Origin of the sequence: Desulfuromonas thiophila (assembly GCF_900101955.1) — a bacterium.
Lineage (GTDB): Bacteria > Desulfobacterota > Desulfuromonadia > Desulfuromonadales > Desulfuromonadaceae > Pseudodesulfuromonas > Pseudodesulfuromonas thiophila.
Genome location: NZ_FNAQ01000002.1, coordinates 256,707 through 283,617 on the forward strand (window position 1 = coordinate 256,707; position 26,911 = coordinate 283,617).

24 protein-coding genes and 1 tRNA gene are annotated in these 26,911 nt (G+C 61.6%); 11 read left to right on the plus strand and 14 right to left on the minus strand.

Annotated elements, in window-relative coordinates; all coding sequences use genetic code 11:
* Positions 1-225 precede the first annotated feature (225 nt).
* Complete coding sequence (locus BLR80_RS03530; protein ID WP_092076320.1) at positions 226-1,305, minus strand: hypothetical protein; 1,080 nt, start codon at positions 1,303-1,305, stop codon at positions 226-228.
* A 536-nt stretch (positions 1,306-1,841) separates the two neighbouring features.
* Between BLR80_RS03530 and BLR80_RS03535 the strand changes: the two genes are divergently transcribed.
* Positions 1,842-1,918, plus strand: a tRNA-Asp gene (locus BLR80_RS03535).
* Positions 1,919-1,987: 69 nt separating this feature from the next.
* On the opposite strand, the gene BLR80_RS03540 is transcribed toward BLR80_RS03535, so the two are convergent.
* From BLR80_RS03540 to BLR80_RS03565, 6 genes are all read right to left on the minus strand, one after another.
* On the minus strand, positions 1,988-2,422 hold the full coding sequence (locus tag BLR80_RS03540) for a thioredoxin family protein (RefSeq protein ID WP_092076322.1): 435 nt from the start codon (positions 2,420-2,422) through the stop codon (positions 1,988-1,990).
* Positions 2,419-2,970, minus strand: a complete 552-nt coding sequence (locus tag BLR80_RS03545) for a nitroreductase family protein (protein ID WP_171906296.1) — start codon at positions 2,968-2,970, stop codon at positions 2,419-2,421. Before BLR80_RS03545 ends, BLR80_RS03540 begins: the two co-directional genes overlap by 4 nt.
* Before the next feature lie 167 nt (positions 2,971-3,137).
* On the minus strand, positions 3,138-3,740 hold the full coding sequence (locus BLR80_RS03550) for a peroxiredoxin (RefSeq protein WP_092076326.1): 603 nt from the start codon (positions 3,738-3,740) through the stop codon (positions 3,138-3,140).
* Positions 3,741-3,883: 143 nt separating this feature from the next.
* A complete protein-coding gene (locus BLR80_RS03555) occupies positions 3,884-4,777 on the minus strand; it encodes a sensor domain-containing diguanylate cyclase (RefSeq protein WP_092076328.1) in 894 nt (297 codons plus the stop codon).
* Positions 4,774-5,418, minus strand: a complete 645-nt coding sequence (locus BLR80_RS03560) for a chemotaxis protein CheC (protein WP_092076330.1) — start codon at positions 5,416-5,418, stop codon at positions 4,774-4,776. Before BLR80_RS03560 ends, BLR80_RS03555 begins: the two co-directional genes overlap by 4 nt.
* On the minus strand, positions 5,415-5,798 hold the full coding sequence (locus BLR80_RS03565; RefSeq protein ID WP_092076332.1) for a response regulator: 384 nt from the start codon (positions 5,796-5,798) through the stop codon (positions 5,415-5,417). The genes BLR80_RS03560 and BLR80_RS03565 overlap by 4 nt, the downstream gene beginning before the upstream one ends.
* A 470-nt stretch (positions 5,799-6,268) precedes the next feature.
* Between BLR80_RS03565 and panP the strand changes: the two genes are divergently transcribed.
* From panP to BLR80_RS03580, 3 genes are all read left to right on the plus strand, one after another.
* The gene (gene panP / locus BLR80_RS03570) at positions 6,269-7,906 is read left to right on the plus strand and encodes a pyridoxal-dependent aspartate 1-decarboxylase PanP (protein WP_092076334.1); all 1,638 of its coding nucleotides are present in this window, start codon (positions 6,269-6,271) and stop codon (positions 7,904-7,906) included.
* A gap of 124 nt (positions 7,907-8,030) precedes the next feature.
* Positions 8,031-9,305, plus strand: a complete 1,275-nt coding sequence (locus BLR80_RS03575; protein ID WP_171906297.1) for a solute carrier family 23 protein — start codon at positions 8,031-8,033, stop codon at positions 9,303-9,305.
* Positions 9,306-9,339: 34 nt separating this feature from the next.
* A complete protein-coding gene (locus BLR80_RS03580) occupies positions 9,340-10,998 on the plus strand; it encodes a DUF6178 family protein (protein WP_092076338.1) in 1,659 nt (552 codons plus the stop codon).
* On the opposite strand, the gene BLR80_RS03585 is transcribed toward BLR80_RS03580, so the two are convergent.
* A complete protein-coding gene (locus BLR80_RS03585; RefSeq protein WP_092076340.1) occupies positions 10,984-12,729 on the minus strand; it encodes a B12-binding domain-containing radical SAM protein in 1,746 nt (581 codons plus the stop codon). The two genes, BLR80_RS03580 and BLR80_RS03585, sit on opposite strands and share 15 nt — an antisense overlap.
* 179 nt (positions 12,730-12,908) lie before the next feature.
* On the opposite strand from BLR80_RS03585, the gene BLR80_RS03590 reads away from it, so the two are divergent.
* The 5 genes from BLR80_RS03590 to BLR80_RS03610 all read left to right on the plus strand — a co-directional run bounded on the left by BLR80_RS03590 (position 12,909) and on the right by BLR80_RS03610 (position 17,432).
* On the plus strand, positions 12,909-14,294 hold the full coding sequence (locus BLR80_RS03590) for a radical SAM family protein (RefSeq protein ID WP_092076342.1): 1,386 nt from the start codon (positions 12,909-12,911) through the stop codon (positions 14,292-14,294).
* On the plus strand, positions 14,291-14,920 hold the full coding sequence (locus tag BLR80_RS03595) for a TIGR04211 family SH3 domain-containing protein (RefSeq protein WP_092076344.1): 630 nt from the start codon (positions 14,291-14,293) through the stop codon (positions 14,918-14,920). Before BLR80_RS03590 ends, BLR80_RS03595 begins: the two co-directional genes overlap by 4 nt.
* Before the next feature lie 30 nt (positions 14,921-14,950).
* The gene (locus BLR80_RS03600) at positions 14,951-16,288 is read left to right on the plus strand and encodes a DUF1015 domain-containing protein (protein WP_092076346.1); all 1,338 of its coding nucleotides are present in this window, start codon (positions 14,951-14,953) and stop codon (positions 16,286-16,288) included.
* Between the two features lie 77 nt (positions 16,289-16,365).
* Positions 16,366-16,908, plus strand: coding sequence for a YeeE/YedE thiosulfate transporter family protein (locus BLR80_RS03605; RefSeq protein WP_092076348.1), 543 nt, complete (start codon positions 16,366-16,368; stop codon positions 16,906-16,908).
* Positions 16,908-17,432 carry a DUF6691 family protein gene (locus tag BLR80_RS03610; RefSeq protein ID WP_171906298.1) on the plus strand — a complete coding sequence of 175 codons (525 nt, stop codon included), beginning with the start codon at positions 16,908-16,910 and terminating at the stop codon, positions 17,430-17,432. Before BLR80_RS03605 ends, BLR80_RS03610 begins: the two co-directional genes overlap by 1 nt.
* A 101-nt stretch (positions 17,433-17,533) precedes the next feature.
* Here the strand turns inward: BLR80_RS03610 and BLR80_RS03615 are convergent, their stop codons facing one another.
* Positions 17,534-18,805: a DEAD/DEAH box helicase gene (locus tag BLR80_RS03615; RefSeq protein WP_092076474.1), complete on the minus strand. Its 1,272-nt coding sequence runs from the start codon at positions 18,803-18,805 to the stop codon at positions 17,534-17,536.
* Positions 18,806-19,141: 336 nt separating this feature from the next.
* A complete protein-coding gene (locus tag BLR80_RS03620) occupies positions 19,142-19,735 on the minus strand; it encodes a Spy/CpxP family protein refolding chaperone (RefSeq protein WP_092076350.1) in 594 nt (197 codons plus the stop codon).
* A 248-nt stretch (positions 19,736-19,983) separates the two neighbouring features.
* On the opposite strand from BLR80_RS03620, the gene BLR80_RS03625 reads away from it, so the two are divergent.
* Positions 19,984-21,393: an ATP-binding protein gene (locus BLR80_RS03625; RefSeq protein ID WP_216095165.1), complete on the plus strand. Its 1,410-nt coding sequence runs from the start codon at positions 19,984-19,986 to the stop codon at positions 21,391-21,393.
* Positions 21,390-22,103 (plus strand): response regulator, encoded by a 714-nt coding sequence (locus tag BLR80_RS03630; RefSeq protein WP_245691320.1) that lies wholly within the window; start codon positions 21,390-21,392, stop codon positions 22,101-22,103. The genes BLR80_RS03625 and BLR80_RS03630 overlap by 4 nt, the downstream gene beginning before the upstream one ends.
* A 12-nt stretch (positions 22,104-22,115) precedes the next feature.
* On the opposite strand, the gene BLR80_RS03635 is transcribed toward BLR80_RS03630, so the two are convergent.
* The 4 genes from BLR80_RS03635 to glpX all read right to left on the minus strand — a co-directional run bounded on the left by BLR80_RS03635 (position 22,116) and on the right by glpX (position 26,766).
* Positions 22,116-22,397, minus strand: a complete 282-nt coding sequence (locus tag BLR80_RS03635) for a YciI family protein (RefSeq protein ID WP_092076352.1) — start codon at positions 22,395-22,397, stop codon at positions 22,116-22,118.
* 22 nt (positions 22,398-22,419) lie between these two features.
* Positions 22,420-24,765: a phosphoenolpyruvate--protein phosphotransferase gene (ptsP, locus tag BLR80_RS03640; protein ID WP_092076354.1), complete on the minus strand. Its 2,346-nt coding sequence runs from the start codon at positions 24,763-24,765 to the stop codon at positions 22,420-22,422.
* A gap of 34 nt (positions 24,766-24,799) precedes the next feature.
* Positions 24,800-25,627 (minus strand): cytidylate kinase-like family protein, encoded by an 828-nt coding sequence (locus BLR80_RS03645; RefSeq protein WP_092076356.1) that lies wholly within the window; start codon positions 25,625-25,627, stop codon positions 24,800-24,802.
* 185 nt (positions 25,628-25,812) lie between these two features.
* Entirely contained in the window at positions 25,813-26,766 is a 954-nt protein-coding gene (gene glpX, locus BLR80_RS03650; RefSeq protein ID WP_092076358.1) for a class II fructose-bisphosphatase, read from the minus strand.
* Positions 26,767-26,911 lie beyond the last annotated feature (145 nt).

Genomic DNA, 26,911 nt, shown 5'->3' on the forward strand with positions numbered 1-26,911 from the left:
AACAAGGCAGCGAGCGAAGGAAAACAGGGGGTTAGGCGGCAGGGCGGCGGGTCGGATCGGCGGCAAAAAAAATGATCAAGGCGCCGCTCAGGCGGTGGCAAAAAAACGAATTGGAACGTTTGGGGGCGCTTTTTTGGTGGTACTTCTGCCGTAATATCAGCGGCTTAGCGGGTGTTTTCAGCGAATGGCACGGGGGCGGGAAATTGGAATTGAACGGCGGCGGTATCAGCGCGGCAAGGGCAAGGTGCTGATTGCGGCGCCAGTGCGGGCAGCCTGCAGCAGGGCGGCGGCGTGGCCCTGGTAGCGGCTGCGCCAGCGGATCAGGCTTTGAGCCTCGGCACCGGCGGCCCGCTCCGCCAGGGGCGGCAGGTTGGGGGCTGGGTGAACCTGCCAACGATGCAACAGGCTGTCGAGCCGTTGCCAGCTTGCGCCGCTATGATCGCGCCAAGCGGCTTCACCGCGGCACGTTTTAACGGTGGCGCGGTCCTGTTCCACACTGCCCGGCCAACCCCAAACCTGCAGCACAGCCAGAGCCTGCAGGGCAGCGGCGCGCTTTTTTTCCGGCAAGGCCCGATCCAGCCGGGCGGGTTCGTCGGCGCCATCAAGGCGTTGTTCGGCTTCGATGGTTTCCAGCAGGGCGCACAGATCGCGCCGTAGATCGGCCTTGCTGCGCCGGGGGTCAAGCTCAATCAGGCGGTGGTGGTGAATGCGGCGGGCGTTCGGCTGGCGGTAGGCGCTGGCGGGTTTTTCGTGCTGATAGATTGCGGCGGCATCCGGCCAACTCAGCCAGGCGGCAGCGGGGGCGGCGGTCCGCGTGACGATTTCGAGCAGCTGGTGGACAGCCAGCAGATCATCGGCAGCGGTGGTCAGGCTGGCGCTGTAGTCCTCCCCCAGGGTAACGTGCAACCAGCCACGCAAGGCGCTACTGCGGGGTGGCAAGGCGGCGGCAGCGGGTGCCCAGGGGGCAAGGCTCAGGTTTTCGACCTCGGGCGAGTGCAGCAGCACGGCGGCCTTGATCGCGGCGGCCTGTTGCTCACTGGTCAGGCTGGCATCGGTCAGGGCAGCACGGGCACAACGGCGGGCAGCGCTCAGGCGCTCCGGCAGGGCAGCCAGGGGCGCCCCCGTCAAAAACAACGCCAGGTGGCGCAGTGGGCCACAAAGCGCCGGTGGCGTGGTGGCGACAGGCTGCGGCGGCTGCGTCATGGCTTCAACCAAGGCGGCCTGCTCCAGCGGCACCAGCTCCGCCAGCAAAAAGGCGGGCAAGCTGTTTTCGTCGTGGGCTGGACTTGGGGTTGCAGTGGTCACGGGTTCCCCTTCCCCCTGCTGCAGAGCAGCGAGCGAACAAAACGGGGTAAGGTCAGGCAGGCAGAAGGCGGCACAGTGTGGCAGTAAAAAAACCTCATAAACTTAACCCCAAACGGGAAGATAACGCAAGGTCACAGAAAAAAACAGAGCGGAATCAATAGCTTAATGACCTTTGCTTGCCTACAGGGTCAAAGGTCATCAAAGGTCACAGCACTTTTCATCAATGATTCCGGCTACTTAATGACCTTGTACCTTTGTGTACCTTTCTTATATAGAAGTAAAAAAAAAGGATAGACAGAAGGTCGGGGCTTCTGTATAGTCCCCAGCGTTGCCGGCAGAAATTGTCAAGTAACTGTCAAGTTCGGTATCGAAAAACAGTCAAAATAGCGCTACTGACAGAAAAAGCCAATCCGGTAAGTTGTTGGAAATGCAAGGAACGCAAGGCAATGCTAGACAGATAAAACTAAAAAATTATAACTTACAAACCGAGGGTCACAGGTTCGATCCCTGTTTCGCCCACCAAAACAGAAAACCAGGGGGCTGTAGTAGAGTCGGTTACAACGCCGGCCTGTCACGCCGGAGGTCGCGGGTTCGAGTCCCGTCAGCCCCGCCATAAAACAAAAGAGACCAGCGCTACTGCGCTGGTCTCTTTTGTTTTATGGTTGTTGTGTTTTGGGGCTGTTCACTTCAGCAGCTCTTGGAGGTGTGTGACATAGTCCGCTGCTGAACCGGGTCGAAAGCCGGTTGTGGCAATCTTGTCGCCGGCGGCATTGAACAGCAGCAGGGTCGGGAAGCCGCGAACGCGGTATTGGCGGGCTAGCTGGTCATTGCGGCGAGCCTGTGCGGCGCTTTGGGGCAGGCGCTTGGGAAAGTCGACCTTCAGCAAAACCAGTTCCTTGGCGGCGAAGTCAGCAAATTCCGGTTGTGATAGAACGTTCTTGTTGAGTTGGATGCACCAGTGGCACCAATCAGAGCCGGTGAAATACATCAGAACAGGCCGTTGCTGCTCCCGCGCCTGGGTAAAGGCACGGTCGGAGTCTTCCAGCCACAGGGAGGCACTCAAAACAACAGACGGGAACAGCAGCAGGGCGATCAACAGCAGCAGGGGGCGTTTCATTGGCAGGGGGTCTCCTCGGCGCCGTAACAGTTGAACCAGGCGCGCTGTGCAAAGGGTTTGCGTTCCTTCTGCGGCCAGTGTTCGGCCGGTCGGCCTATGGGCAGCAGAATCTGCAGTTTTTTGTCTGTCGGCAGCATCAGCAGCTGGGCCACCCGGTCGGCGCGCTGTTCTAGGCGCAGCCAGCCATCGATCCAGACGCTGGCATAGCCGAGTGCCGTGATGGCCAGCAACATGTTTTCCACCGCGGCGGCGCAGTCTTCTATCTGGAAGTTGTAACCTTCATAAACAGCTGCCGGCTGCCGGTCGATCAGGCAGGCGATCATCGCCGGCGCCTGCTGCATGGCCTGGTTGGCCGGATGCATGGCCTGCAACTTGGCAAGTAGAACCGGATCGTCGATGATGATGAATTCGGTGGTCTGGGCGTTCCGGCCGGAAGGGGCCTGCAGCCCGGCCTGTATGATGCGTCTGAGGTCCGTGCGCGGCACCGGGTCGGCCAGGAGGGGGCCACGATAGCTGTGGCGCTGGTTGATGGCGTCGAACAGATCCAAGGAAATCCTCCTTTCCAAAGGGAGAGTGACAACTCTCGCTGGTGACTGCAGTGTAGCGTAGAAGGCGTCTCTGGGCAAATCCGAGGGGTGTGCAACCCGTTGGGGGCTCTACCAAAGAAAAAGGCAGCGCGGAGCTGCCTTTTTCTTTGGATGGATGAATGTATGGATTAGAGCTTGTCGGCATTTTCAGCCAGGTAGCTGGCTACGCCTTTGGGATCGGCCTTCATGCCTTGGTCCCCTTTTTGCCAGCCGGCGGGGCAGACATCGCCATACTGCTCGAAGAACTGCAAGGCATCGATCATGCGGATCATCTCGTCAACATTGCGACCCAGTGGCAGGTTGTTGACCACCTGGTGCTGTACCACCCCTTCGCGGTCGATCAGGAAGGAGGCGCGCAGGGCGACCCCGGCCTGGGGATGCTCAATGCCGTAGGCGCGGCAGATTTCGTGTTTGACGTCAGCCACCATGGGGAAGGCAACAGGGCCAATACCGCCATCGGCCGGGGCCGTGTTGCGCCAGGCCAGATGGGTATACTGTGAGTCGACGGAGATGCCGACGACCTCGATGCCGCGTTCCTTAAGTTGTTCGATGCGGCGGTTGTGGGCGATGATTTCCGACGGGCAGACAAAGGTAAAATCAAGCGGCCAGAAAAACAGCACCACATACTTGCCTTTGAGGTTGCTAAGCTTGAAGTCGTTGACGATGGCGCCATCGGCCAGAACGGCCGGGGCGCAGAAGTCGGGGGCCTGACGGGTTACCAGTACGCTCATTTCGTGTTCTCCTTGCAGTGGGTAGGATAAAGAAAATGCGGCGCTTGCCGCTGCTGTCTTTGTTCTTGGAACCTATTGTAGAAATATAACCACAAAAGTCAACATTGTCGGCAAATTTTTTTTGGGGGCCCTGGGAGGTCGGCTCAGGTAACGGTGTTACGGCCAGCCTGCTTGGCTCGATAGAGGGCATCGTCGGCTTTTTTCAGCAGGCTCTCCAGATCGCAGTCCTGCTGGTCGAGGGAGGCGACCCCAACGCTGATGGTGGCGTTGAACTGGCTGCCCTGGAAGGTAAAGGGAGGGGCGGCGATGGTCTGGCGTAACTGTTCGGCAACCTTGTAGGCGGCCTGGCACGAGGTTTCTGTCAGGATACAGCAGAACTCGTCACCGCCATAGCGAATCAAGGCGTCGGTTTTGCGGATCTGGCTGTTGATGCGTTGGGTAATGGCCTTGAGGGCATAGTCGCCGCAGGGATGACCATAGGTGTCGTTGATCGACTTGAACAGATCAACATCAATCATCAACAGGCTCAGATTGTGGTTGAAACGCTTGCAGCGTTCGATCTCTTTGGCCAGATGGGCTTCCATGTAGTTGCGGTTGTAAACTCCGGTGAGTTGGTCGGTCTGGTTCAGCTGCATCAGCTTGCGCTGATAGGAAACCACTTCGGTGACATCCTGGACCGACAGATAAAGCATCTCGATTTCATCGCTGGCGTTGCGCAGTGGTCCCATGGCACAGCTCTGCTGCATGTGGTCGAAATGATCCGCCAGCGAGCCGACAGGCGCCATTGGAAACAGATAATGGTGCAGTTTCTGGGAGAAGAAACAGAAGTTGCCAAAGGTCAGCACCGATTTGCAGTTGCGCAGAAAGTGCGGCCGATTGAGGTCGGGGAAGAAGTCGAACAGGTTGTGACCGACAATGGCGCTGCTCTGGATGTGGCTGTGCAATGCCATCCAGCGATTCCAGTAGTGGACCACCATCTGGCGGTCGAGAACCACCAGCCCGGTGTTGATGGTGTCAAAAATCTGCGCGAAGATCACTCGTAAGCCTCCAGGAAGGCGTGCAAAGCCTTTTTCAGCCAGGTGATGGAATGCTGGTTGGTGATCAGGAACAGATAGCCCTCCACGTTTTGTTGCTCGAAGCGGAAAACGGTGCGGATCGAGATGGCGAAGGAGCCCTTGGCGACAGGGGCGCAGGAGGCCTGTTGTAAGGAAAAATCCTGCGCCAGCAGACGTGGTGGATCGTAGGTGACGATGTCCTGCAACAACTCGGCGATCTTGCCGATGCAGGCGCCGATGAGGATGTTGCCTACCTCCATCAGGGTTTCCTGCTCCAGGGTATCAATGTCGATGTCGATCTGTCCCAGTTCGTTGTTGCTGTTGAACAGTTTGAGCAGATCCTTTTCCGCGCCGGAAGGGAAGATCAGCAGTGCCTGACCACTGAACTTGCCGAGAAAGCTCTGTTCAATGATGTGGACACTGCCGCTGCAGGAAATTTCCTGGCGGAAGTAGTCCGGCAGATCACAGTCACGCACCACCTGGATATCCGGGACGCTGAGGATCACGAAAATATCGATTACCTCGGCCAGATCTGCCGAGGCTTGCCCGAAGGCGATATTCATGACTTCCTGCAGAATGTCTTTTTCGTCGCTGGCGAACAGCGTATCCGCCAATACGTTCATGATGACACCTGCTGCAGGGCAGCCGTGCCCCGTTCAAGCGCCTGAGCCAGGGCTTCCTTTGTCGGGGGTTTCTTCAGGGTATAGAGGGCGCCAAAGGTGGCGACACGCTGCAGTACCTTTTCCTGAATGTCGGCGGTCGCCACGATGACCACGGCCTGCGGGTTGATCTGCTTGATACGCCGTAGGGCTTCGAAGCCATCCATGACCGGCATGGTCAGATCCATGAAGGTCAGATCCGGCCGATGGCGTTCGTACTGTTCAACGCCCTGCTGTCCGTTGCCTGCTTCGAAAATGGTCAGATTATGGCCCGCCGGCAGACATTTCTTCATGATCATGCGGGCCACCGGGGAATCGTCGACAATCAGGATGGTTTGAAGCATCAGGCTGGATCCTTCTGACATGGAGAGGGAGGACGGGGTCCTGGCAGGCATCAGGCGTGTTACAGCAGGCTTCGTGCCAGCCTCGGTTGTCGTTGTCAGGTAATGTTTTCATGTCTTAACATAACTGAAGGGGCTGAATGAAGTGGAATCGTTCCATGAGGTATCAAGCAAAAAATGAGCTGCCGGTCCGTTTGGGGATTTTCTTTGGCCGGGGGCTGAGGTCTTGCCAGCCCGGTTCGGGCCGCGGGACGGTGAAATGGCGGTGTCTCTGCGGCAAAACGCCGCTTCCGGTGGCGGGGCGGCGGCCTGGCCGAAGCGTCCTGGCAGTGTGGCCTGTCGGCAGCACCGGGGTGGTTTTAAAATTGACAGTGCCGGGGGGGGGTTGTATACAGGGACGCCGGTATGCCGTCCCTTTGCCTTGTGGGCAAACAGGGTTCTGAAATGAATTATTATCCCGATTGAAGGCGCCCATGACTGAACAAGCCAAGGCCAATCTGGAAAATCTCTATCGCATCTTCACGGTTCCCGAAGCTCCGGATTCCACCCTCGGCAGAATTGATCAAGCCCTTACCGCCGATCTTGCCGGTTTTCTGCAGCAGCATATTGTGGCCACGGGCTGCAGCCTGGAGGAAATCGAACGCGATTTTTCCAGTACGCAGATTCCCGAGGAACCGACCTTCGTGTCGGATTACACCGAGTTCGTCAAAAACAAGCTGGTGGCGCAATCGGTTCATACCGCTTCGCCCGGTTTTGTTGGCCACATGACCTCGGCCATGCCGTATTTCATGCTGCCGTTGTCGCGTATTCTCATCGCCCTGAACCAGAACACCGTCAAGGTGGAGACATCCAAGGCCTTCACACCGCTGGAGCGGCAGGTGCTGGCCATGCTCCATCGGCTGGTGTTCGCGCAGGATGATGCCTTCTATCAGCGCTATATCCATGACAGCCGCTGTGCCCTGGGGGCTTTCTGTTCCGGCGGAACCATTGCCAACACCACGGCCCTGTGGCTGGCGCGCAATCGCCTGTGCAAACCCGACGGCATGTTTCGCGGTATCGCCCAGGAAGGCTTGCTCCGGGCGCTGCAGCATCTGCGCTGTGAAGGGCTGGTGGTCTTGGCTTCACGCCGTGCCCATTATTCGTTGGCCAAGGGAGTTGATCTGCTGGGGCTTGGCCGCGATAACCTGATACCGGTCGAGACCGACGAAAACAACCGGATCGATTTGCGCTGTCTGCGGCAGCACTGTCAGCGATTGCAGGATGAAAACAAGCGGGTGCTGGCACTGGTCGGCATTGCCGGTACCACGGAAACCGGCACCGTCGATCCCCTCGATGCCCTGGCCGATCTGGCCGCCGAACTGGAATGTCATTTCCATGTCGATGCCGCCTGGGGCGGACCGACCCTGTTTTCCCAGACGCATCGCGGACTTCTCAAGGGTATCGAACGAGCGGATTCCGTTACCATCGATGCCCACAAACAGCTTTACGCGCCGATGGGGGCCGGCATGGTGCTGTTCCGCGATCCCAGGGCTGTTTCCGCCATTGAGCATCATGCCGCCTACATTCTGCGGCCTGGCTCGAAGGATCTTGGCACCCACACCCTCGAAGGTTCCCGGCCAGGCAAGGCGTTGCTGGTGCATGCCGGGTTGTCGATTATCGGCCGCAAGGGCTATGAACTGTTGATTGATCAGGGCATTGAGCGGGCACGCCACTTCGCTGACTGCATCCGGGCCCATCCTGATTTTGAACTGGTGACCGCGCCGGAACTCAACATCCTCACCTACCGCTATAATCCGGCCTGGTCGCAGCAGGCCATGGCCCAGGCTAGCCAGGAACAGCGGCGTGTGGCCAATGTTTTGCTGGATCAGCTGACCGTGACCATCCAGAAGGCTCAGCGCGAGGCCGGCAACACCTTTGTTTCCCGTACCCGGCTGGAGCCGGCCCAGTATCAGGGCGACAGTATTACCGTCTTTCGGGTGGTGTTGGCCAACCCGCTGACCACCGATGCTCTGCTGGAAGCCGTACTGGCGGAACAGTGTGGTTGGGCGCGGCGCTTTGCCGAGCTGCTGGCGCCGTTACAGGCGTTGCAGGCCGGCTGGCGGCAGGCGTGACACGGCTTGTTGCTGTCCGCAGGTGCTCGCTGTTGCTGGAAAAGGCCCCTTCCGCGGGGTCTTTTCTGCGTTTGGGGCCGTTTCTAACGTCAGGGGCAGGAACGCCCGGAAGAGGTCTGCGGCAATGAAGTTGCACTATGGCCTGGAAGATCGGCCGCCCTGGCCGCAACGGTTGCTGTATGCCGGCCAGTGGTTTGTCATCTGTCTGCCGACCCTGGTGATTCTGGCCCAGTTGGCGGCGCGGCTGCAGCCTGGTGGTACCGCCGCGGCTGGGCTGTATCTGCAAAAGATCAGTCTGATGACAGCGGTCGCACTGCTGGCTCAAGTGCTGGTCGGTCATCGTTTGCCGCTGGTGCTGGGGCCGGCGGCGGTGCTGCTGGTCGGGGTTCTGGCCTGTCGCGCCAGTGATCCGGCCGCCGTGACCAGCGCCCTGTTTCTGGGCGGACTGCTGTTGTTTCTGCTGGCTCGCAGCAGCCTGCTGCTGCGTTTGCAGCGGCTGTTCACGGCGCGGGTGATTGCCGTTGTGCTGCTGCTGATAGCCTTTACCCTGCTGCCGCTGATCGGCCAATTGCTGTTGCCTGCCGGACTGGCAGCGCCTGATGGCCCGTTGCGGCTGGGTTTTGCCAGCCTGTTGCTGCTGCTGCTTTTGCTGCTGCATCGCTGGCTGACAGGGTTGGGGCGTGCCACCTTGGTGATCTGGGGCCTGGCGGCAGGAACCTTGGTCTGGCTGATACTGGTGCCGCCGTGCCAGAGTCCTGTGCCGCTGCCCTGGCTGGGCTGGCCGCTGACATCGCTGTCGCTGACCTGGCAGTTCGATCCCGCCGTGCTGCTGGCCTTTCTGGTTTGCTATCTGGCTCTGGCGGTCAACGATCTGGGGTCGATGCAGTCGCTCGCGCCCTTCTTTGATTTGCCCGATCTGCCCCGGCGATTGCGCCGCGGTCTGGCCGTTACCGGCCTGGCCAACATGCTGGCTGCCTTCATTGGGGTGATCGGGCCGGTCAATTATTCCTTCAGCCCTGGTGTGCTGGCGGCTTCGGGCTGTGGTGCGCGTCGGGTGCTGTTGCCGGTGGCCGCCGCCCTGGGCCTGTGCGCCCTGTCCCCTCGTCTGCTGGGCTACCTCAGTGCCGTGCCGGACGTTGTCATCGGTGTCATTCTGCTTTATGTTCTCAGTGTTCAGTCGCTGACCGCGCTGCGTTTGCTGGCCGGGGCCGGAACGCGTCGCAGTCTGGTGCTGGGAGTCGGCCTGCCGGTGCTGTGTGGTACCCTTGTGGCTTTCATCCCGGCACAGCAACTGCTGCGGCTGCCGCTGGCATTGCAGCCGCTGGCTGGCAATGGTTTTGTTGTTGGTTTGCTAGCCGCCCTGCTGCTTGACCGGTCCGGCGGCCGTGGCCAGAGGTGAACGTCCATTCTTTCTTTTGCGAGAGGAAACCATCATGACCCGCCGTCGCCAAGGGCACTTGCCATCGGTTAATGCGTCGCTGGCTCATCAGATTCAGGCGCTGCAGACGCGCAGCGCCCGCCAGAAATACCAGTATCTGCTCGATCAGCAGCAGCCTGAAGAACTGGTGCAGGCGTTGCCGGCGCAGGATCTGTATTTGTTGCTCAAGGAGCTTGGTCCCCTTGATGTACCCGAGTTGGTTGGCCTGGCCAGTGGCGCTCAGTTGACCTGCTGTATTGATCTGGACTGCTGGCGGGGAGATCAGTTTGACAGCCGTCAGGGCTGGCTGTGGTTGGAGCTGCTGGCGCAACAGGATGAGCAACAGCAGTTGCGCCTGCTGGAAGAGATGGATTTTGACGCGCTGGTGCTGCTGCTGAAGGGCCATCTGCATATCGTGCACGGGCTGGAGGCCTGGGACGAAGACAACAATGACGCGCCGCCGCAGCGGCCTGGTCAGATCTACGAATGTCGCTATGCCGGCGAGGAGCAGGCCCGTCTGCTCGAAGGGCTGCAGGACCTGTTGTTTCGCGAGCGGCGCTCCTTTTTTCTGCAGCTGATGGAGGCGGTGCGCCACGAGACGCGCCTGACGCTGACCGAGGAGGTCTATCAGCTGCGCTCCGGCCGGCTGGGTGATCTGGGTTTCTACGAGCCGGTTGAGGCGCGACTGCTGCGTGCCTGGCTTGATCCGGCCAGCTTCCGGCCGCAGGATTTTGACAAGACCGCCGATCCGCTGTGGTCTCGGCAGACGGCTCTGCCCGAGGCGCCGCTCTTTATCCTGACGGCGGCACGGCCGCAGGATCTGCTGGCCGAGGTGCTGTCTGGCGGTCTCACACCGGCACTGCACAGCGAACTGGCGCTGCTGCTCAATCGTGCCATGAGCGCCGATCAGGTGGATGTCGGTGATCCGGTCGCGGTGCGCCAGAGTCTGGAGGATGTCTACCACTATCTCAACATCGCCTTGGGTCATCTGGCCGGCAGTGCCGCCGATACGGCGACCGAGCTGTTTGGCCGGCTGTATCTGCAGTCTCTCTACCGGTTGGGCTTTTGTCTGACGGAGCGCTTGGCGCGGCAGGCCCGCAGCCTGCGACGTTCCTGCCTTGGTCCCTGGTTCGATCCGCCGGCGTTGGCCCTGCTGACAGCCCTTGATCAGCCCAAGCCGCGTCTGTACGCCGCCCTGATCGACCCGGTGCACGCCGATATGCGGCCCTTCACCACCTGTAGCCAGCTGCAGCTGGTTCAGCGTGAGCTGGATACCTTGCAGGCCCTGCAGCAGCTGTTCAGCCGCCAGCCACCCTTCGCCTTGCCCGTGCCGACAGAATGGGATCTGTGTGACTGTCAGCCGCCCCAGGCGAACGAGGTCGGGCTGGCCCAGCTGTTCCTCACGGCGCTGGCCAATCGGCTACTGGGGGAGGCGTTTGCGCCAGTACCGCTAGCGCTGGTCGCGCTGGAACCGCTGCACCAGCGTCTGACGGCATCGGCAGGAGCGTTTGAGGCGCTGTGGCAGCAGAGCCGGCAGCAGTTCGAACAGCAGCAGCCCGGAACTGGAGTCTTTGTCGATTATGCCTTCCGGCTGCTGCAGCAGGAATTCTGCCCCCTGGCACCAGCCGATCTGAAACCGGCCTTCATCACGGCTTTTGTGCTACGGCTGTCTTGAGGTTGCGCTGGTGCCGGGCCAGGCCAGGCGCTGATGCTCAATGTGCAGGGGCCGGCCCTTGCCGCTGAGATAGAAAAACAGATGAATGGGGCGGGCGGGATCGTCATCGCTGGCGGCGGGCAGATGCAGTGCCAGATACTGCAGTTTGATGCCCTGGCCGCGCAGCGTGGCGAGGCGGCTGTCGACGCTGTGACTGATGGCGGTGCTCAGTGCGGGGTTGTCGGTCGGGCAGCGGCGGGGAACACAAAAGTCTGGCAGATTGTTGACCGAAACCAGTTCGGCATCGGCATAGTCGGCACACAGGGCCTCCACCAGACGGGTCTGCAGCGGTGGCGGATAGAGGTGCTCGATGCAGCTGGCCAGCCGCTCGAACAGGCTGCGGCCGGTAAGGGGAAAGCGCAGCAGTTGCCGGCTCTGAAAGAAATCGGTCAGGGCCAGCAGGGCGGCGCTGGCGCTGCCGTGATGGCTCTGCAGCATTTGAAGAAAACGTCGGCCGCGCTGTTGATTCCAGGTCAGATCAAGCAGCCGGCTCAGGCCCCGCAGCCGTTCGAGTTCGGAAAAGTCCAGATCGGGGGTGACCAGCACACTGTAGGGCGGGTGGGGGTCGAAGCGTAGGCCCAGTGCCGTTGCCTGCTGCCGCAGTGGCGCGCCGGGCAGCAGTTTGAGCGGTTCGATCTGCAGATGATGCGGTTGCAGCGCCAGCACCTGATCGATATTGGTACAGATCTGGGCGAAGGATTCGCCCGGCAAGCCGGCGATGAGGTCGAGGTGCAGATGAATCTGGCTGTGCTGGCGCAGAAAGCGGACGGCGTGGCTGAGCTGATCGAAAGGCGCGTGACGCTGCACCCGGCGCAGGCTGTCCGGCAGGCAGGACTGCACGCCGATTTCAAACTGGAAGGTCTCGGCCGGAACCTGCCGCAGCAGCTGCAAGGTGTCATCGTCCAGCAGATGGGCGCCGATCTCGAAATGCAGATGGCTGCCCTGATTGTGCCGCAGGATGAAGGCGAACAGCTCACGGGCGCGGGCGGCGTCGTAATTAAAGGTCCGATCGACCAGTTTGATCTTCGGCACCCGTTGGCGCAGCAGCCACAGCAGGTCGGCTTCGATGCGCGCGGGTGAGAAGCTGCGCACCTGGCGGTCGAGGGCGCTCATGCAGAAGGCACAGCGGTAGGGACAGCCGCGGCTGGTTTCGTAGTAGACGAAGCCGCGTTGGCAGTCCACCAGCCCCTGGGCGAAGGGCGAGGGAATGGTGTCGAGGTCGGCCAGGGGCGGGCCGTCGGGCCCTTCGGCGATGCTGCCGTCGGCGCGGCGCAGACTCAGGCGGGCAACGCCCTGCGGTTCCTCACCGCGCTGCCAGCTGTGCAACAGGGCGCGCAACGGCGCTTCCCCCTCGCCGCGCACGATGGCACGGATGCCGGGGTGGCGCCACAGCTCTTGCTGCGCGTAGCTGACCTCCGGCCCTCCCAGCACCAGGCGCAGTTCCGGCCGGATCAGATGCAGGGCATCCACCAGCGCCAGGGTTTCCTCGCGATTCCACAGATAGACGGAAAAGGCGATAACGTCGGGTCGATGCTGCAGGAGCAGCGCCAGCAGATTGTCACGCGGTTCGTGGACCGTGGCCTCGACGATTTCGATCGTGCCGCAAGCCGTGCCGCAGTACGCCGCCAGGTAGGGCAGAGCCAGACTGGGGTGGATAAATTTGCTGTGGAGTGTGGTCAACAGGGTATGCATGGTGTGGCAGCATACTCCAGCCGGACGACCGCTGCAATCGTCCAGCGGGGGCGGGCTGGTCCGTCACGGTGCCGAGCCGGTTTTTTCGCTGCGGTGAAGGTTGTGTGGCGGGGCGGTTTTGCGGTAGCATCGGCCTTTCTTGCCCGCCTGGCGGGATCTTGGCTCTTGAGGAGATGTTCATGGCAAAACCGACCGGCCGACCGGATCGCAAAACCTTCTGCACCGTCGTGGCGACAGCCGATGGCCAGGTGTTCGAATATCCCGGACTGCTGCTGGCCGGCCACAAGGGTGATCAGCCCTGTGCACCGCGCCCCGAAGAGATGATTCCGCTGCCCGCCGGCAGCCGGTTGTTCACCCTGCCGCAGGCGCTGCCGCAGGGCTTCGATTCCCAGACGGGCCGTCTGCAGACGCTGGAACGGCTGCCACGCTCCTGGGGCGGCGACAGGGTGCAGGCCGTCTGTGCCTTCATGGCGCCGGGTTATACCCGGACCCTGCTGCCCGCCGCACAGTATCCGGCCCGGCGCGAGACCCTGCCCCTGTGGGCGTATACCGCCCTGGGCTGGTGCCTGGAGGAGGAGCGCTTCTACGTCGCCGCCAGCCAGGTCGACCGTAACCTGCAGTGGCAGCCTGACCGCTTTGATGATCGCGAGGTGGCGCCGGGGGTTGATCGTCTGCTGGCGCGCTTTCCGGACAACCGCCTGCTGCGTCAGCTGGCCCGCTGTGCGCTGGATTACCACTGCTTCGCCGCCAAGAATCTTTTTCTGGGGCGGTGGGAAGCGCCACTGCCGACTTCGCCGCAGTGCAATGCCCGCTGTCTGGGCTGCCTGTCGTGGCAGAGCGCCGAGAATGAATGCTGTCCGTCGAGTCAGGAGCGCATCACCTTCGTGCCGACGGTGCAGGAACTGGTCGAAACCGCCGTTCCCCATCTGCAGACCGCCGAAAACGCTATTGTTTCCTATGGCCAGGGCTGTGAAGGCGATCCGATTCTGCAGGCCGATGTCATCTGCCAGTCCATCCGTGCCATGCGCGCCGAAACGGCGCGTGGCACCATCAATTTCAACTCCAACGCCTCGTTGCCGGATAAAATCGACGCGCTGGCGGCCGCCGGTCTCGATTCCCTGCGCGTCTCCCTCAATTCCGCCCGCGAGGATTTCTACACCGCCTATTACCGCCCGCGCGGTTACTGCTTTGCCGATGTCCGCGAGTCGCTGCGGCGGGCGCGGCAGCAGGGTTTGTTCGTCATGCTCAACTATCTGGTGTTTCCCGGCATCAGTGACCAGCAGGAGGAAATCGACGCTTTGGTCGAGCTGATTGATGACGGCCGTGTCGATCTGATCCAGATGCGCAACCTGTGCATCGATCCGCAGCAGTATCTGCGCGCCATGCCCAAGGGCGGCACACCCATCGGCCTGCTGGCTATGCTGGAACAGATTAAGGAGCGGGTGCCGCGCATTCAGTATGGCTATTTCAACCGCACGCGGGAGAGCTTTTTTCCTGCCGGATTCGAACAGGACTGGCCGATCCGGCCGTCCCGCACCGCCAGCCCCAAGGAGTCCAAGCGATGAACCAGCGTTTTTATTCCGTCATTGTTACCGGTATTCTCTTGCTGACCTCGGTGTCGTCCGGCCAGGCTGAAACCGGCTATGTGTCGGACCGGCTGATGGTGAACCTGCGTCAGGGCAAGGGCACCGCCTATCCCGTGGTGCGCACCCTGCAGTCAGACACGCCGCTGGAGATCCTGGCCGAGGAGGGCGATTTTTACCAGGTGCGGCTGGAAGAAGGGCTGGATGGCTATATCCCGCGACAGTACGTTTCGCGTGAGATACCCAAGGCCCAGCAGATCGCGCAGCTCAATGCTGAAGTGGATCGTCTGCGGCAGCAGCTGAACAGCCAGCCGGGTCAGCAGGAAAACCAGCGACTGCAACAGGAGATCAGCCACTTGCAGCAGCAGCTGGCCGAGCGTGATCAACAGCTGGCGCAGTTGCGCGCCGCCAATCCCGACCTGGATGCCCTGCAGCAACAGCTGCGGCAGGCCCAGGAGGAGGCCACGCGCCTGCGGCAGCAGGATCGCAGCCTGCTGCAGACGGCGGCGGTCCGCTGGTTTCTGGCGGGGGCTGGAGTTTTGCTGCTGGGCTGGTTTTTGGGCCGCAGTTCGCGCCAGAAACGCCGCAGCAGTTTTGGTCATCTGTAACGCTCAGGCTTCAGGGAAGGAGAATCTGGCATGAAGGTTTTTGAATCGATCGGGCTGGCGGTGCCACAGATTCTGCTGCCGGCGCCACAGGTTGATCTGCGGCGCTGGGCGGTGATTGCCTGCGATCAGTACACCTCCGATCGCGAGTACTGGCAGCAGTTGGCGCAGCAGGTCGGCGAGGCGCCCTCGACCCTGCAACTGATCTTTCCCGAGGTGTATCTGGAGGACGCTGACGCCGCCGAACGGGTTGCCGCCATCCAGCAGCGGATGGAGGCCTATCTGGCCGAGGGCCTGCTGCAGCCGCAGGCGCCCGGTTTTGTGCTGGTTGAACGTGCCACGCCTCAGGTGCCGGTTCGCCATGGCCTGATGGTGGCGTTGGATCTGGAGTGTTACGATTACAGCACCGGCTCCACCTCGCTGATTCGCGCCACCGAAGGCACCATCGTTGAACGCTTGCCGCCGCGGATTCGCGTGCGGCGCGGCGCGGCGTTGGAACTGCCTCACATCATGGTGCTGATCGACGATCCGCAGCGTACCGTCATTGAACCATTGCTGCGTCAGAAGCTGCCGCCGCTGTACGATTTCGAGCTGCTCGGTGGTGCCGGCCATCTGCGCGGCTACGCCGTTCAGCGCCCCGCTCTGCTCCAGCAGGTGGCCGACGCCCTTGCGGCCCTGGCCGATCCCCAAGGGTTCCGCCAACGTTACCCCGACCACCCCGAGGTGCTGCTCTACGCCATGGGTGATGGCAATCACTCCTTTGCCACTGCCAAGGCCATCTGGCAGGAAATCCGCAGCCAGATTGACGACCCCGCCCTGCTGGCCCGCCATCCGGCGCGCTATGCCCTGGTCGAACTGGTCAACCTGCACGATGCCGGCCTGGAATTCGAGGCCATTCACCGGGTTTTGTTCGATGTTGATTGTGATGCACTGTGCCAGCAGCTGCAGTGTTACGCGGCCGCTCAGGGCATGGTTTGCAGTCTGACGCCCTGCGCCGATCTGGCCAGCGCTCGACAGCTGGCGGCGCAGCCGCTTCCAGGGTGCCATCAGCTGGTAGCCAACCTGGCTGGGCGTCTGTACCTGCTGCGTTTTGAGGGGGTGCGCCGCACCCTGCCGCTGGCGACGCTGCAGGACTTCCTTGATGACTTTCTGCAGCAGCAGCCTTGGGTCGGTATCGATTATATTCATGGCGAGGACAGCGTCAGCCGGCTGGCGTCACGCCCCAAACGGGCCGGTTTTTATCTGCCCGCCATTTCCAAGCACGAGCTGTTTGCGACCATTGTGCGTGATGGAGCGCTGCCGCGTAAAACCTTTTCCATGGGCCATGCCGACGAAAAACGCTTCTACCTGGAGGCCCGCGCCCTGCGCTGAGACTTGCAATAGCGGTTGTGTGCGCTAGACTCGCCAAGTAACGTCTGATTTTACGCTGTTTTTACAAGGAGGAAGCGATGAAACGCTGGTTGACCCTGGCGCAGTGGAATCCCTACCTTGCCGGGGCCTGTGTCGGTATTCTGGCCGTGCTGTCGGTGTTGGTGACCTCCCTGGTGCTGGATAAGGGACAGTACCTTGGTGCTTCGACCACTTTCGTGCGGGCTTCGGGCCTGATTGAGCAGGTGGTCAGCCCCGATCATGTGGCCGCCAACAGCTATTTCCAGAAAGAGAAAATCAAGGTGGACTGGCAGATGCTGTTTGTCATCGGTGTCTTTGGCGGCGCGTTGCTGTCGGCCCGCCTGGGGCGCACCGCCCGTCTCGAATGGGTGCCGCCGGTCTGGCGCGAACGCTTCGGCCCCAGTCCGCTGCGGCGTGCCGTTGGCGCCTTCATCGGTGGCTTCATTCTGCTGTTCGGCGCGCGTCTGGCCGGCGGCTGCCCCAGTGGCCACGGCATGTCGGGCAATATGCAACTGGCCGTCAGCAGTCTGCTGGCGCTGGTTTTCTTCATCCTTGGCGCCGTGCTGGCGGCGCGCCAGATCTACCCGCCGGGAGACCACTGATGGAACTGTTTCTGGGACTGATCACCGGGGTGCTGTTCGGCTTCTTTCTGCAAAAAGGCCAGGTATTGCGTTTTGAGCGGCAGGTGCGTTTCATGCTGCTGCAGGATTTGACCATCATCAAGTTCATGGCCACCGCCGTGCTGGTCGGTATGGTCGGCGTCTATGCCCTGCACGGCCTGGGAGTGATTGCCCTGAGTGTCAAAGGCACCGTGGTCGCTGCCCAGATCATGGGCGGACTGCTGTTTGGCGTCGGCTGGGCACTGGCCGGCTTCTGCCCCGGTACCGCCGTCGGCGCCCTGGCTGAAGGCCGGTTGCATGCCCTTTGGGCCTTGCTGGGCATGCTGTGTGGTGCGGCTGCCTATGCTGAAGCCTACCCGGTGCTGCAAAAAACCGTGCTTACCTGGGGGGATTACGGCAAAATCACCTTGCCGCAGTTGCTGGGTCTGTCGCCCTGGCTCATTATTGTCGTTTTTATTGCTGCTGCCGTACCGTTATTGTATCTGGCCGAACGCAAGGGTTTGTAACCAGCCTGTCACGGCGGAGCAGACCAATCAAAAAGCCGGAATGCCCTTGAGGGCATTCCGGCTTTTTGATTGGTGTTCTCGTTGTCCTGCTCAGGTCAAGTTTAGCGGCGGCTGGCCGTGGAGACTTGACGATCAGTGTTTCTGGATGCACCAGCGCTCCTCCGGCGGCGGGGTTGCTGGCGATTGCCCGGTGCAGTGGCCGGTCGCGGAGCTGAAGCTTCCGATGAAGCGACCGCAGGGGCGACGAAGCCGCTGACTTGCTCCTGCGGCAGGCTGCGCTTGAGCAGCCGTTCGATGTCGCGCAGCAGCTTGATTTCATCTGGGCTGACCAGGGAAACGGCTTCACCGCTGTGGCCGGCACGGCCCGTGCGGCCGATGCGGTGGACGTAGTCTTCCGGCACATTGGGCAACTCGTAGTTGACCACCTGGGGCAACTGATCGATATCGAGCCCGCGGGCGGCGATGTCGGTGGCGACCAGGACACGCACCCGTCCGGCCTTGAAGTCGGCCAGAGCCTTGGTCCGGGCGCCCTGACTTTTGTTGCCGTGGATGGCTGCGGAACTCAGGCCATCCTTTGCCAGTTGCTCGGCCAGACGATTGGCGCCGTGCTTGGTGCGGGTGAAAACCAGCACCTGCTGCCAGTTGCGTGAGCCGATCAGGTAGGACAACAGGGCCCGCTTCTGGCTTTTGTCCACCGGATAGACCCGCTGTTCAACGGCTTCAGCCGGGGTGTTGCGCCGGGCCACCTCAATTACCGTCGGACGGTTGAGCAGGCCATCGGCCAGGCGGCGGATGTCGTCGGAGAAGGTGGCGGAAAACAACAGGTTCTGGCGGCTGGCCGGCAGCAGGGCCAGTACTCGCCGGATATCGTGGATAAAGCCCATGTCAAGCATGCGGTCCGCTTCGTCGAGTACAAGAATTTCGACCTGACGAAGATCAAGGCATTGCTGGTTGTGCAGATCAAGCAGACGGCCCGGCGTGGCGATAAGGATGTCAACACCTTGGCGCAGGGCAGCTTTCTGCGGCACACAGCTGACACCGCCGAAGATGACGGCCGATTTCAGCGGCAGATGGCGACCGTAGGCGGTGACGCTGTCACCGATCTGGGCGGCCAGTTCGCGAGTCGGGGCCAGAATCAGGGCGCGGATTGGATGACGCCGGCCACTGAGGCGGCGGGCAGAGAGCTGTTGCAACAGTGGCAGGGTGAAACCAGCGGTTTTACCGGTACCGGTCTGGGCAGCGGCGAGCAGATCGCCTCCGGCGAGAACGGCAGGGATGGCCTGGCTCTGGATCGGGGTCGGGGTGCTGTAGCCCTGTTCGGCGACGGCACGCACCAGTTCGGCCGACAGGCCGAGTTTGTCAAACGTATTCAAAAAAAACTCCAAATAGGGTGGAAGCCCGCCCCTTTGCGGCGCAGTGGCGGCAAAACGGTCAGCGGGGCTGGCGACGCAGGGGAAACCGGGAAGCCCGGAATTGTGTCGGGGAAGGTTCAGGCAGAAGATCGCAGAGGGGCGAGATACCACAAAAACAACCGGGGACACGTGCGGGTGCCGACCGATGGGCACCGAAGAAAGCTCAGGCTAACAGTTGTGAGGCTAAAAAGCGAGGGAATTCTGGGCGAGGTCATGCTGAGGCGCTAGAAAGCGCGCCGGCCCTGGCCAGCATTGTAGCTAAAAGATGCTGGCCAGGGCTTAGGGGGCGGGGAAGGATCAGTCGGTGGTTGGATTGGTGCTGTTGTCGCCGCTGCCAGGCGGGCAGCAGCCGCGCCGGCCCTGGAATCCCTTGCCGCAGCCTGCCGGGGCATCGTTCTGGCTGGGGCGGCACAGCTGACGCGGGCCGCAGTTGCCGGCGCAGAGGTCGCGCAGCTTAGCCGCCAGCTCACGTTGTTGCGGGCTCAGGAGCGCATGAATGGCGCTGCGGGTGCGGGCCTGTTCGATCATCAGCTGGGTTTTGAGCTCGGCCAGTTGTTGAGCGCTGCTCCGCACGGCTTTTTCATTGAACTGGCCGTCACGGCCGGCCTGACGCAACTCCAGGCGCAGGGGTTCCATTTGCTGCTTGAGTTGCTGGCGCTGCTGGCGGGCATTCTGGCGCAGGATGCGGATCTGTTCGAGCTGGGCGTCGCTCAATTCGAGCACCTGTGCCACCCGCTCATAAAAGGGCTGCGGGCTGCAGCCGCCCTTGTCCGCCATGGGGTGTTTGAAGCCGGGGCCGGAATGGCCCCCCTGGGGCCAGGCCAGGGCGGAGCCACTGGCCACCAAGCTCAACAGCAGGGTCAACAGGGTGAGGGTACGGAACTGAGACATGAGGTTTCTCCTGTGTAAGGGGGGATACGTGGCAGTGATCGCGTTGTTTGGTTGATCTGTCCTTGCTTCTGGGGATCAGACTAGCGTGGCAATGCGCAAGAAATAGGGAAGAATCGTGGAAAGGTTGAGGCTGGTTCGATTTGTTTTGAACAGCCCCGGGCGCTATCGCCATAATGAGCGTCAGGCTTCTGCCCTGGCGGTGCGCTCTGGCCGGGGTTTTTATCTCACCTGAACGCGGGAGGTGAACGTTGCTGTTTCGCCTCAAATACAAATGGTTTGCTACCCTGCTGCTGAGTCTGTGTCTCGTGATCATCGGTATGTTCGCTCTGATGCAGTGGAGCTTCGACCGGGGGTTTCTGCGCTATGTCAACCGCCTGGAGCAGCAGCGGCTGGAGCAGCTGGCGACTCTTCTGGAACAGCATTACCCGTTGCTGGGTGACTGGCAGATGCTGCAGACCAATCCGACCTTGTGGCGGCAATTGCTGCGGGCCAGTCTGGTGGAGCCGGAATCGGGTGAGCTGTTGCCGATGGCGGCGCTGCGTCGCCATGGCCCGCCCGAGGATCTGTTTGCCCGCCGGCTGGTGTTACTCGATGCCAAGGGGCGGCCGGTGGTGCCGGCGGGCCACCGCAGCTGTGCCGAAGAACTCCGGCCATTGCAGGTTGACGGGCACCTGATCGGTTATCTGGGGCTGGCCTGTCAGCGAAAGGTGGCGTTGCAGCACCAGCTGGTATTTGCCAGTGAGCAGAAACGGGCATTTTTTCTGATTGCGCTGGCCATGGCGGCCGGTGCCGCGCTGCTGGCGCTACCGCTGGCGGCTGCCATGGTCAGGCGGGTACAGTCTCTGGCGCAGGCCACCCATCAGCTGGCAGCAGGTTGTTACAGGGTGCGGGTGGAGGCCCACGCCAACGATGAGTTGGGGCAACTGGCGCGTGATTTTAATGCCCTGGCGCGAACACTGGAACAGAATGAACAAGCTCGGCGGCGCTGGCTGGCCGACATCTCTCATGAACTGCGTACTCCGCTGGCGGTGCTGCGTGGCGAGATCGAGGCCCTGCAGGATGGTCTGCGGCCGTTGGATGCGGCAGCGCTGGCCTCGCTGCAGGGGGAAACGCTGCGGTTGGGGCGACTGGTCGATGATTTGTATCAGCTGTCGCTGTCGGATCTGGGTGCTCTGACCTACCGTTGGCAGACCCTTGATGCGGTGGCTCTGCTGGTTCAGGTGGGCGAGGAGATGCGCGGCGCTTTTACGCGGGCCGGTCTGGAACTGTGCTTTGAGTGGCCGCCGGATCTGACAGCCTGGCTGCGGACCGATGGTGACCGGTTGCAGCAACTGTTCAGTAATCTGCTGGCCAACAGCCTGGCCTATACCGATGGTGGTGGCCGGGTGCGCGTTGCTGCTCACCGCGACGGTGCAGAACTGGTGATCGATGTGCAGGATAGCGCGCCGGGAGTGCCGCAAGAGAGTCTGCCACGGCTGTTCGAGCGTCTCTACCGGGTGGAGACTTCGCGCAGCCGCGAGTGGGGTGGCGCCGGGCTCGGTTTGTCCATCTGTCGCAGCATTGTCGAGGCCCATGGTGGCAGCATACAGGCACGGCCATCACCCCTGGGCGGGGTGTGGATTGAGGTGCGGCTGCCGTTGCAGGAGGAGGGACGATGAGTGAGCCGATGGCAGGCCAGGCGAGGGAACCGGCTGGCGCGGGCCGGATTCTGGTGGTTGAGGATGAGCCCAAGCTGGCGGCGTTGCTGCGCGATTATCTGCGCCAGGCCGGGTTTCGCGTGGAATTGCAGGCCGACGGCGCGGCGGTGGTGGGGCAGATCCGTCACCAGCCGCCGGATCTGCTGTTGCTTGATCTGATGCTGCCGGGCAGTGATGGCATGGAAATCTGCCGTCAGGTGCGCCAGTTCAGCAGCCTGCCCATTATCATGACCACGGCACGGGTCGAGGAGATCGACCGGTTGCTGGGGTTGGAACTGGGGGCTGACGATTACATCTGCAAGCCCTACAGCCCGCGCGAGGTCGTGGCGCGGGTGAAGGCAGTGCTGCGCCGCAGCCAGCCGGAGGGACTGGCCGGCGGCGGTTTGCAACTGGATGCGCTGTCTTACCGGGCCTGGCTTGATGGGCGGGAACTGGGGCTGACAGCCGTGGAATTCAAGCTGCTGGCGCTGCTGGCGGGTCAGCCGGGCCGGCTGTTTTCGCGCAGCCAGCTGATGGCCCGGATCTATCCGGATGACCGCACGGTCAATGATCGAACCATCGACAGCCACATCAAGAAACTGCGCCGCAAGATCGCCGCCATTGATCCAGGGGCCGAGCTGATCCATTCGGTGTATGGCGTCGGTTACCGTTTTGAGCAGCGGTCGTTGTGAGGTTGCCTGGGCTCAGGCCTCCGGCAAGACCTTTTTCCATGGCTGGATGCTGACCTGGGCAAACAGGCCGGCCTGGGCGTAGGGGTCGTTGCGGGCGAACTCCTGGGCAGCGGCCAGATCGGCGCAGTCGAGGATGACGACGGAACCATTCATATCGCCCTGTTCATCGAGGGTCGGGCCAGCGGCAAACAGCCGTTCTCCCAGATTTTTGAGGTAAGCGACGTGCGCTGGCCGGTTCTGTTGACGCACGGCCAGTTGGCCTGGCTTGTCCTGGGCATGGATGACATACAGCATAAAAGGAACCTCCTTGAACGGGTCAGGCAGAACAGGGCAGACAGGCGGAAGCGGTTTGCTGAGAGGCCGACCGCATCCGTTCGAGAAGGCTGCTCAGCTGTGTGCGGATGGCACTGCTGTCGCTCATCAGCAGCACCTGCTCGGCGGTTTCCGCCGCTTGGCCGCTGTCAATATCGGCCAGCAGGGCCTTGATGCGCGGGATAAAGGGCGCGACAATGGAAAACTCTCGAATTCCCAGCCCCAGCAGTAAGAGGAAATGCAGGGGGTCGGTAGCCATCTCGCCGCAGATGCAGATGCCCTTGCCCTGCTGGCGGGCACAGCTGCATACCTGGTGGATGGCCTGCACCACAGCGGGATGCAGTGGGTTGTAGTACTTGTTGACCAGCGGGTTGTTGCGGTCGGCGGCCAGCATATACTGAATCAGATCGTTGGTACCCAGAGCGAAGAAGTCGACCTCGCGGGCCAGAAAGGCACACAGCTGCACCGCTGAGGGCACCTCGATCATCACGCCAAGGGGAATGTCGTCAGCAAAGGGATGACCTTGCTGGCACAGGTTGGCCTTGGCTTCGGTCACGACCTGTTTACAGGCACGCAATTCTTCGATGCCGGAGATCATCGGGAACAGCAATTTGACCGGGCCGTGGTGACTGGCCATCAGAATGGCTTCAATCTGGGTGCGGAAGATATCAGGATTGTCGAGAGATACCCGCACCGACCGCCAGCCCATAAAGGGGTTGTCTTCCTCCGGCGGCTTGAAGTAGGGCAGGGCCTTGTCGCCACCGATGTCGAGGGTGCGGATGGTGACCGGCGCGCCGGCGAAACTCTCGACGATCTTGCGGTAGAGCAGGTACTGATCCTGCCGGTCGGGGAAGGTGTTGCGTGTCATGTAAGGGAATTCAGTGCGGTACAGACCGACGCCCTCGGCGCCGTTGCGTAGGGCGATGGCGACATCGCTGATCAGACCGATGTTGGCCCGCAGGGTCACCCGCACGCCGTCGGCGGACAGGGCCGACCGATCGCGAAATTCATTGATGCGGTCGAGCTCGCGATCGCAGTCCTTTTCCAGCCGGCGGTATTCATCGATGATGGCGGGGGCCGGTCGTACGAACAGGCAACCGGAGTTGCCATCAACAATGACAAAGTTGCCCGGTTCCGCCGCCCGGCAGGCGCCCCTGACGCCGACTAGGGCCGGAATGCCGAGGGATTTGGCCATGATTACGGCGTGGGAATTCTGTTCGCCGGTTTCGGTGACAATGCCGAGCAATTTGTCATGATCAAGCACCGCCATGTCCGAAGGCAAAATCTCGCGTGCCAGCAGGATGCCCTTCTGCTTGAGCTGGAGGGTCTGGTTTTCCTTGCCAGTCAGATTGGCCAGCAGGCGCCGGCCAATGTCCATGGCGTCGCTGGCCCGTTCACGCAGGTAGGGGTCCTCCATGCGCGAAAAGGCCTCGGTGTAGCTGGTGATGACCTTCTTCAAGGCGTAAGGCGCGCTGTGGCCGCTCTGAATCTCGCTGGCCAGTTGATCCTGGAAGGCGCGATCCTCTAGGATCATCAGATGGGTGTGGAAGATGGCGGCATCCTCTTCCGACAGCCGTTCGGCTACCCGCTTTTCCAGAAACAGGGTCTGGATACGGGTTTCTTCCAAGGCATCGTGCAGGCGGCGCAGTTCCTGATGGACGTCGACATCGATTTCGTCGAGCAGGTCGGCAAAGCCGCATTGTTCATCAAGAATGTAGGCTGGGCCGGAAACCACGCCGGGATAGGCGACGGTGCCGCGCAGGGCCGCGCCCAAGGGTTCCTGGGGCTGTGGCGAGGCGGGCGCGAGCAGTTTGGCGCGGGTGACCTGGTTGATCGAATTCAGCAGGCGGGCGTTGGTGACCACCGCCGATACCTGAAAGGCGATGGTCGACAGGGCGCTGATTTCCGTGGCGGTGAAGGCCCGTTGCTCGGTGGTCTGCAGGGTGATAACGCCAATGGGCTGACGCCGTTCAAGCAGGGGAATCGCCAGAAAAGTGCGGAAGCGTTCCTCACGTGTTTCGCGGAAGTAGAGATAGCGGGGATGTTCTTCCGGATTGAGGATGGAGACCGGCCGGCCTTCCTCGATGGCCATGCTGGCCAGACCTTCGCCCAGCCGCATACTGACCTTGCCGATGGTTTCGCGCGGCAGCCCCTCGGTGGCGTGTAACACCAGCGTAGCGCCGTCCTCCTCCAGCAGATAGATGGAGCAGACCTCTGATTTCATCCGCCGTGCCACCAACGACACAATATTGTCGAGGGTTTCGTGCAGATCGTGCGACTGCAGGATCAGCGTGCTGATGTCTTCCAGCGTGCTGATTGAAAGCCGGTCTGAGATTGCTCGCTGTTCCATAAAATCGGCCTGGCCGGACGGCGGTGACGAAGGATCAGACTTCTTTGGGATTGAGATGGTAGGCGAACACCTTGAGGCGGTCGTCGACCCGCAGTTTGGGGGCCAGTCCGGCGATCAGACGCTGGATGGCGCGCCGCTCGTCCTCGCTGTGGATATGGCCTTCGAGACGAATTTCACTGCCGTCGATATTCACCTGCAGGTGGTGCCCTTCAATCTCCGCTGACTTGAGAATGGCGATTTCAATCCTCTTGCGCAGCAGCAGATCCTGCAGCCGGGTGCGCGAAGGCTCGTCGAGGCAGCGCAGATTGTTCTCCTGCAGTCCCTGACAGATCAATTCAACAGCCATATCTTCGGAGATCTTGGCGGTGTTGATGATCAGATCGTAAGCATAGGGATCGTTCCAGTCGCGATCGAAATAGTATTTGATGAAGCCGGCGCGCTGCTGGTCGCTTTTGCGCACCAGAATGCGCGAAAGATCCGGATCGAGCCATTCGCGTTCGGCCCAGCGTTCCACCCGCAATTCGAAGGGCGCGATGATCCGGGTGCTGAAGATGCAGGAAACGCCATCAAGAATGTCCTGACCACCGCGACCGTAGATGATGACATTGTCCTTGAGAGCGTATTCCAGAATGATCTGCTGGATATGCAGCATGTCGATTTCGATGCGGGCATCCAGGCTTTCAACGAAGGCCGGTGGTTTCTCGTCGGCGGTTTCAAGAGCCTCTTCCGACAGGCCGTATTTTTCCGCCACCTGCAGAATGGCATCGCCATCAACCAGGGTATAACCGAGTTTGTCTGCCAGGGCGCGGGCGATAATGGAGCCGCCGCTACCCATTTCACGCGATATTGTGACAATGGCCATCGTTCTTCCCCTTGATGTTGAATAAAATCAGAACATTGCAAAACCTGGCGATTCTAGCAACAGCTTCGCCGGTTGACAAGCGATTCCTCCGTGCTGCAAAGGTAGGGCCTGTCTGTGGCCTGGCCAACAGCGCAAACGCTGTTTCCCTGACCTCAGCTGGTTCTTGCCAGAGTCTGCGCTGCCGGCTAGAAGCCGGGCTTATGCTCGAAGGTGTGGAGCGAGCGGATAAAACGCAGGGTCCGGCTCTTTGAGCGCATCACCAGGGTATCGGTTTCAGCGCCGCCGGCAAAGTAACGTACACCCTTGAGCAGGGCACCGGAGGTGACGCCGGTGGCGGCGAAGAAGACATCACCGCCGGCCAGATCCTCGACGCCGTAGACACGCGTCAGGTCACTGATGCCCATTTGCGGTGCCCGCTGGCGTTCTTCATCGGTGGTGAAGACCAGCCGGGCCTGCATGTCGCCGCCGAGACATTTGATTGCTGCCGCCGCCAGCACGCCTTCGGGGGCACCGCCGGTGCCGATAACCAGATCGACGCCGCTACCGAGGATGCCGGTGGCCACCGCTGGAGCGACGTCACCATCGGAAATCAGCAGAATGCGGGCACCACACTGACGGATGGCGCTGATGATCGCTTCGTGGCGGGGCCGGTCGAGCAGGACCACGGTCAAATCGCCCAGCTGGCACTGCTTGGCGCGGGCCAGACGCCGCAGGTTGTCGCCGACGGGGGCATCGATATCGATGCAGCCATGTCCAGCCGGGCCGACAATCAGTTTTTCCATGTACATGTCCGGCGCGTGAAGAAAGCCGCCAGCCGGGGCGAGAGCAATGGTGGCGATGGCGCCACTCTTGCCCTTGGCGCAGAGGCTGGTGCCTTCCAGGGGATCGACGGCGATATCCACCGCTGGTCCCCGGCCACTGCCGAGGCGCTCACCGATGTAGAGCATTGGCGCCTCGTCCATTTCCCCTTCACCGATCACTACCGTCCCCTCAATGTCCATCAGGCCCAGGGCCTGCCGCATGGCACCGGTTGCGGCTTCGTCGGCGGCGATCTTGTCGCCCCGGCCGACCCAGCGGCCACAGGCCAGGGCCGCCGCTTCAGTGACGCGGGCCAGTTCCAGGGCCAGACTGCGATCCATAAGCTCACCTCGTGAAGAGAAAAAGGCGCCCAGAAGTAAACATTGAAAAGCGGACAAGGACTCTGGGCTCGCCGTTGTCCGGCGTGCTATGATGGCACGATTGTACCTGAGAAACAATTGTCAATTCGTTTGGCAAGGCAGACGG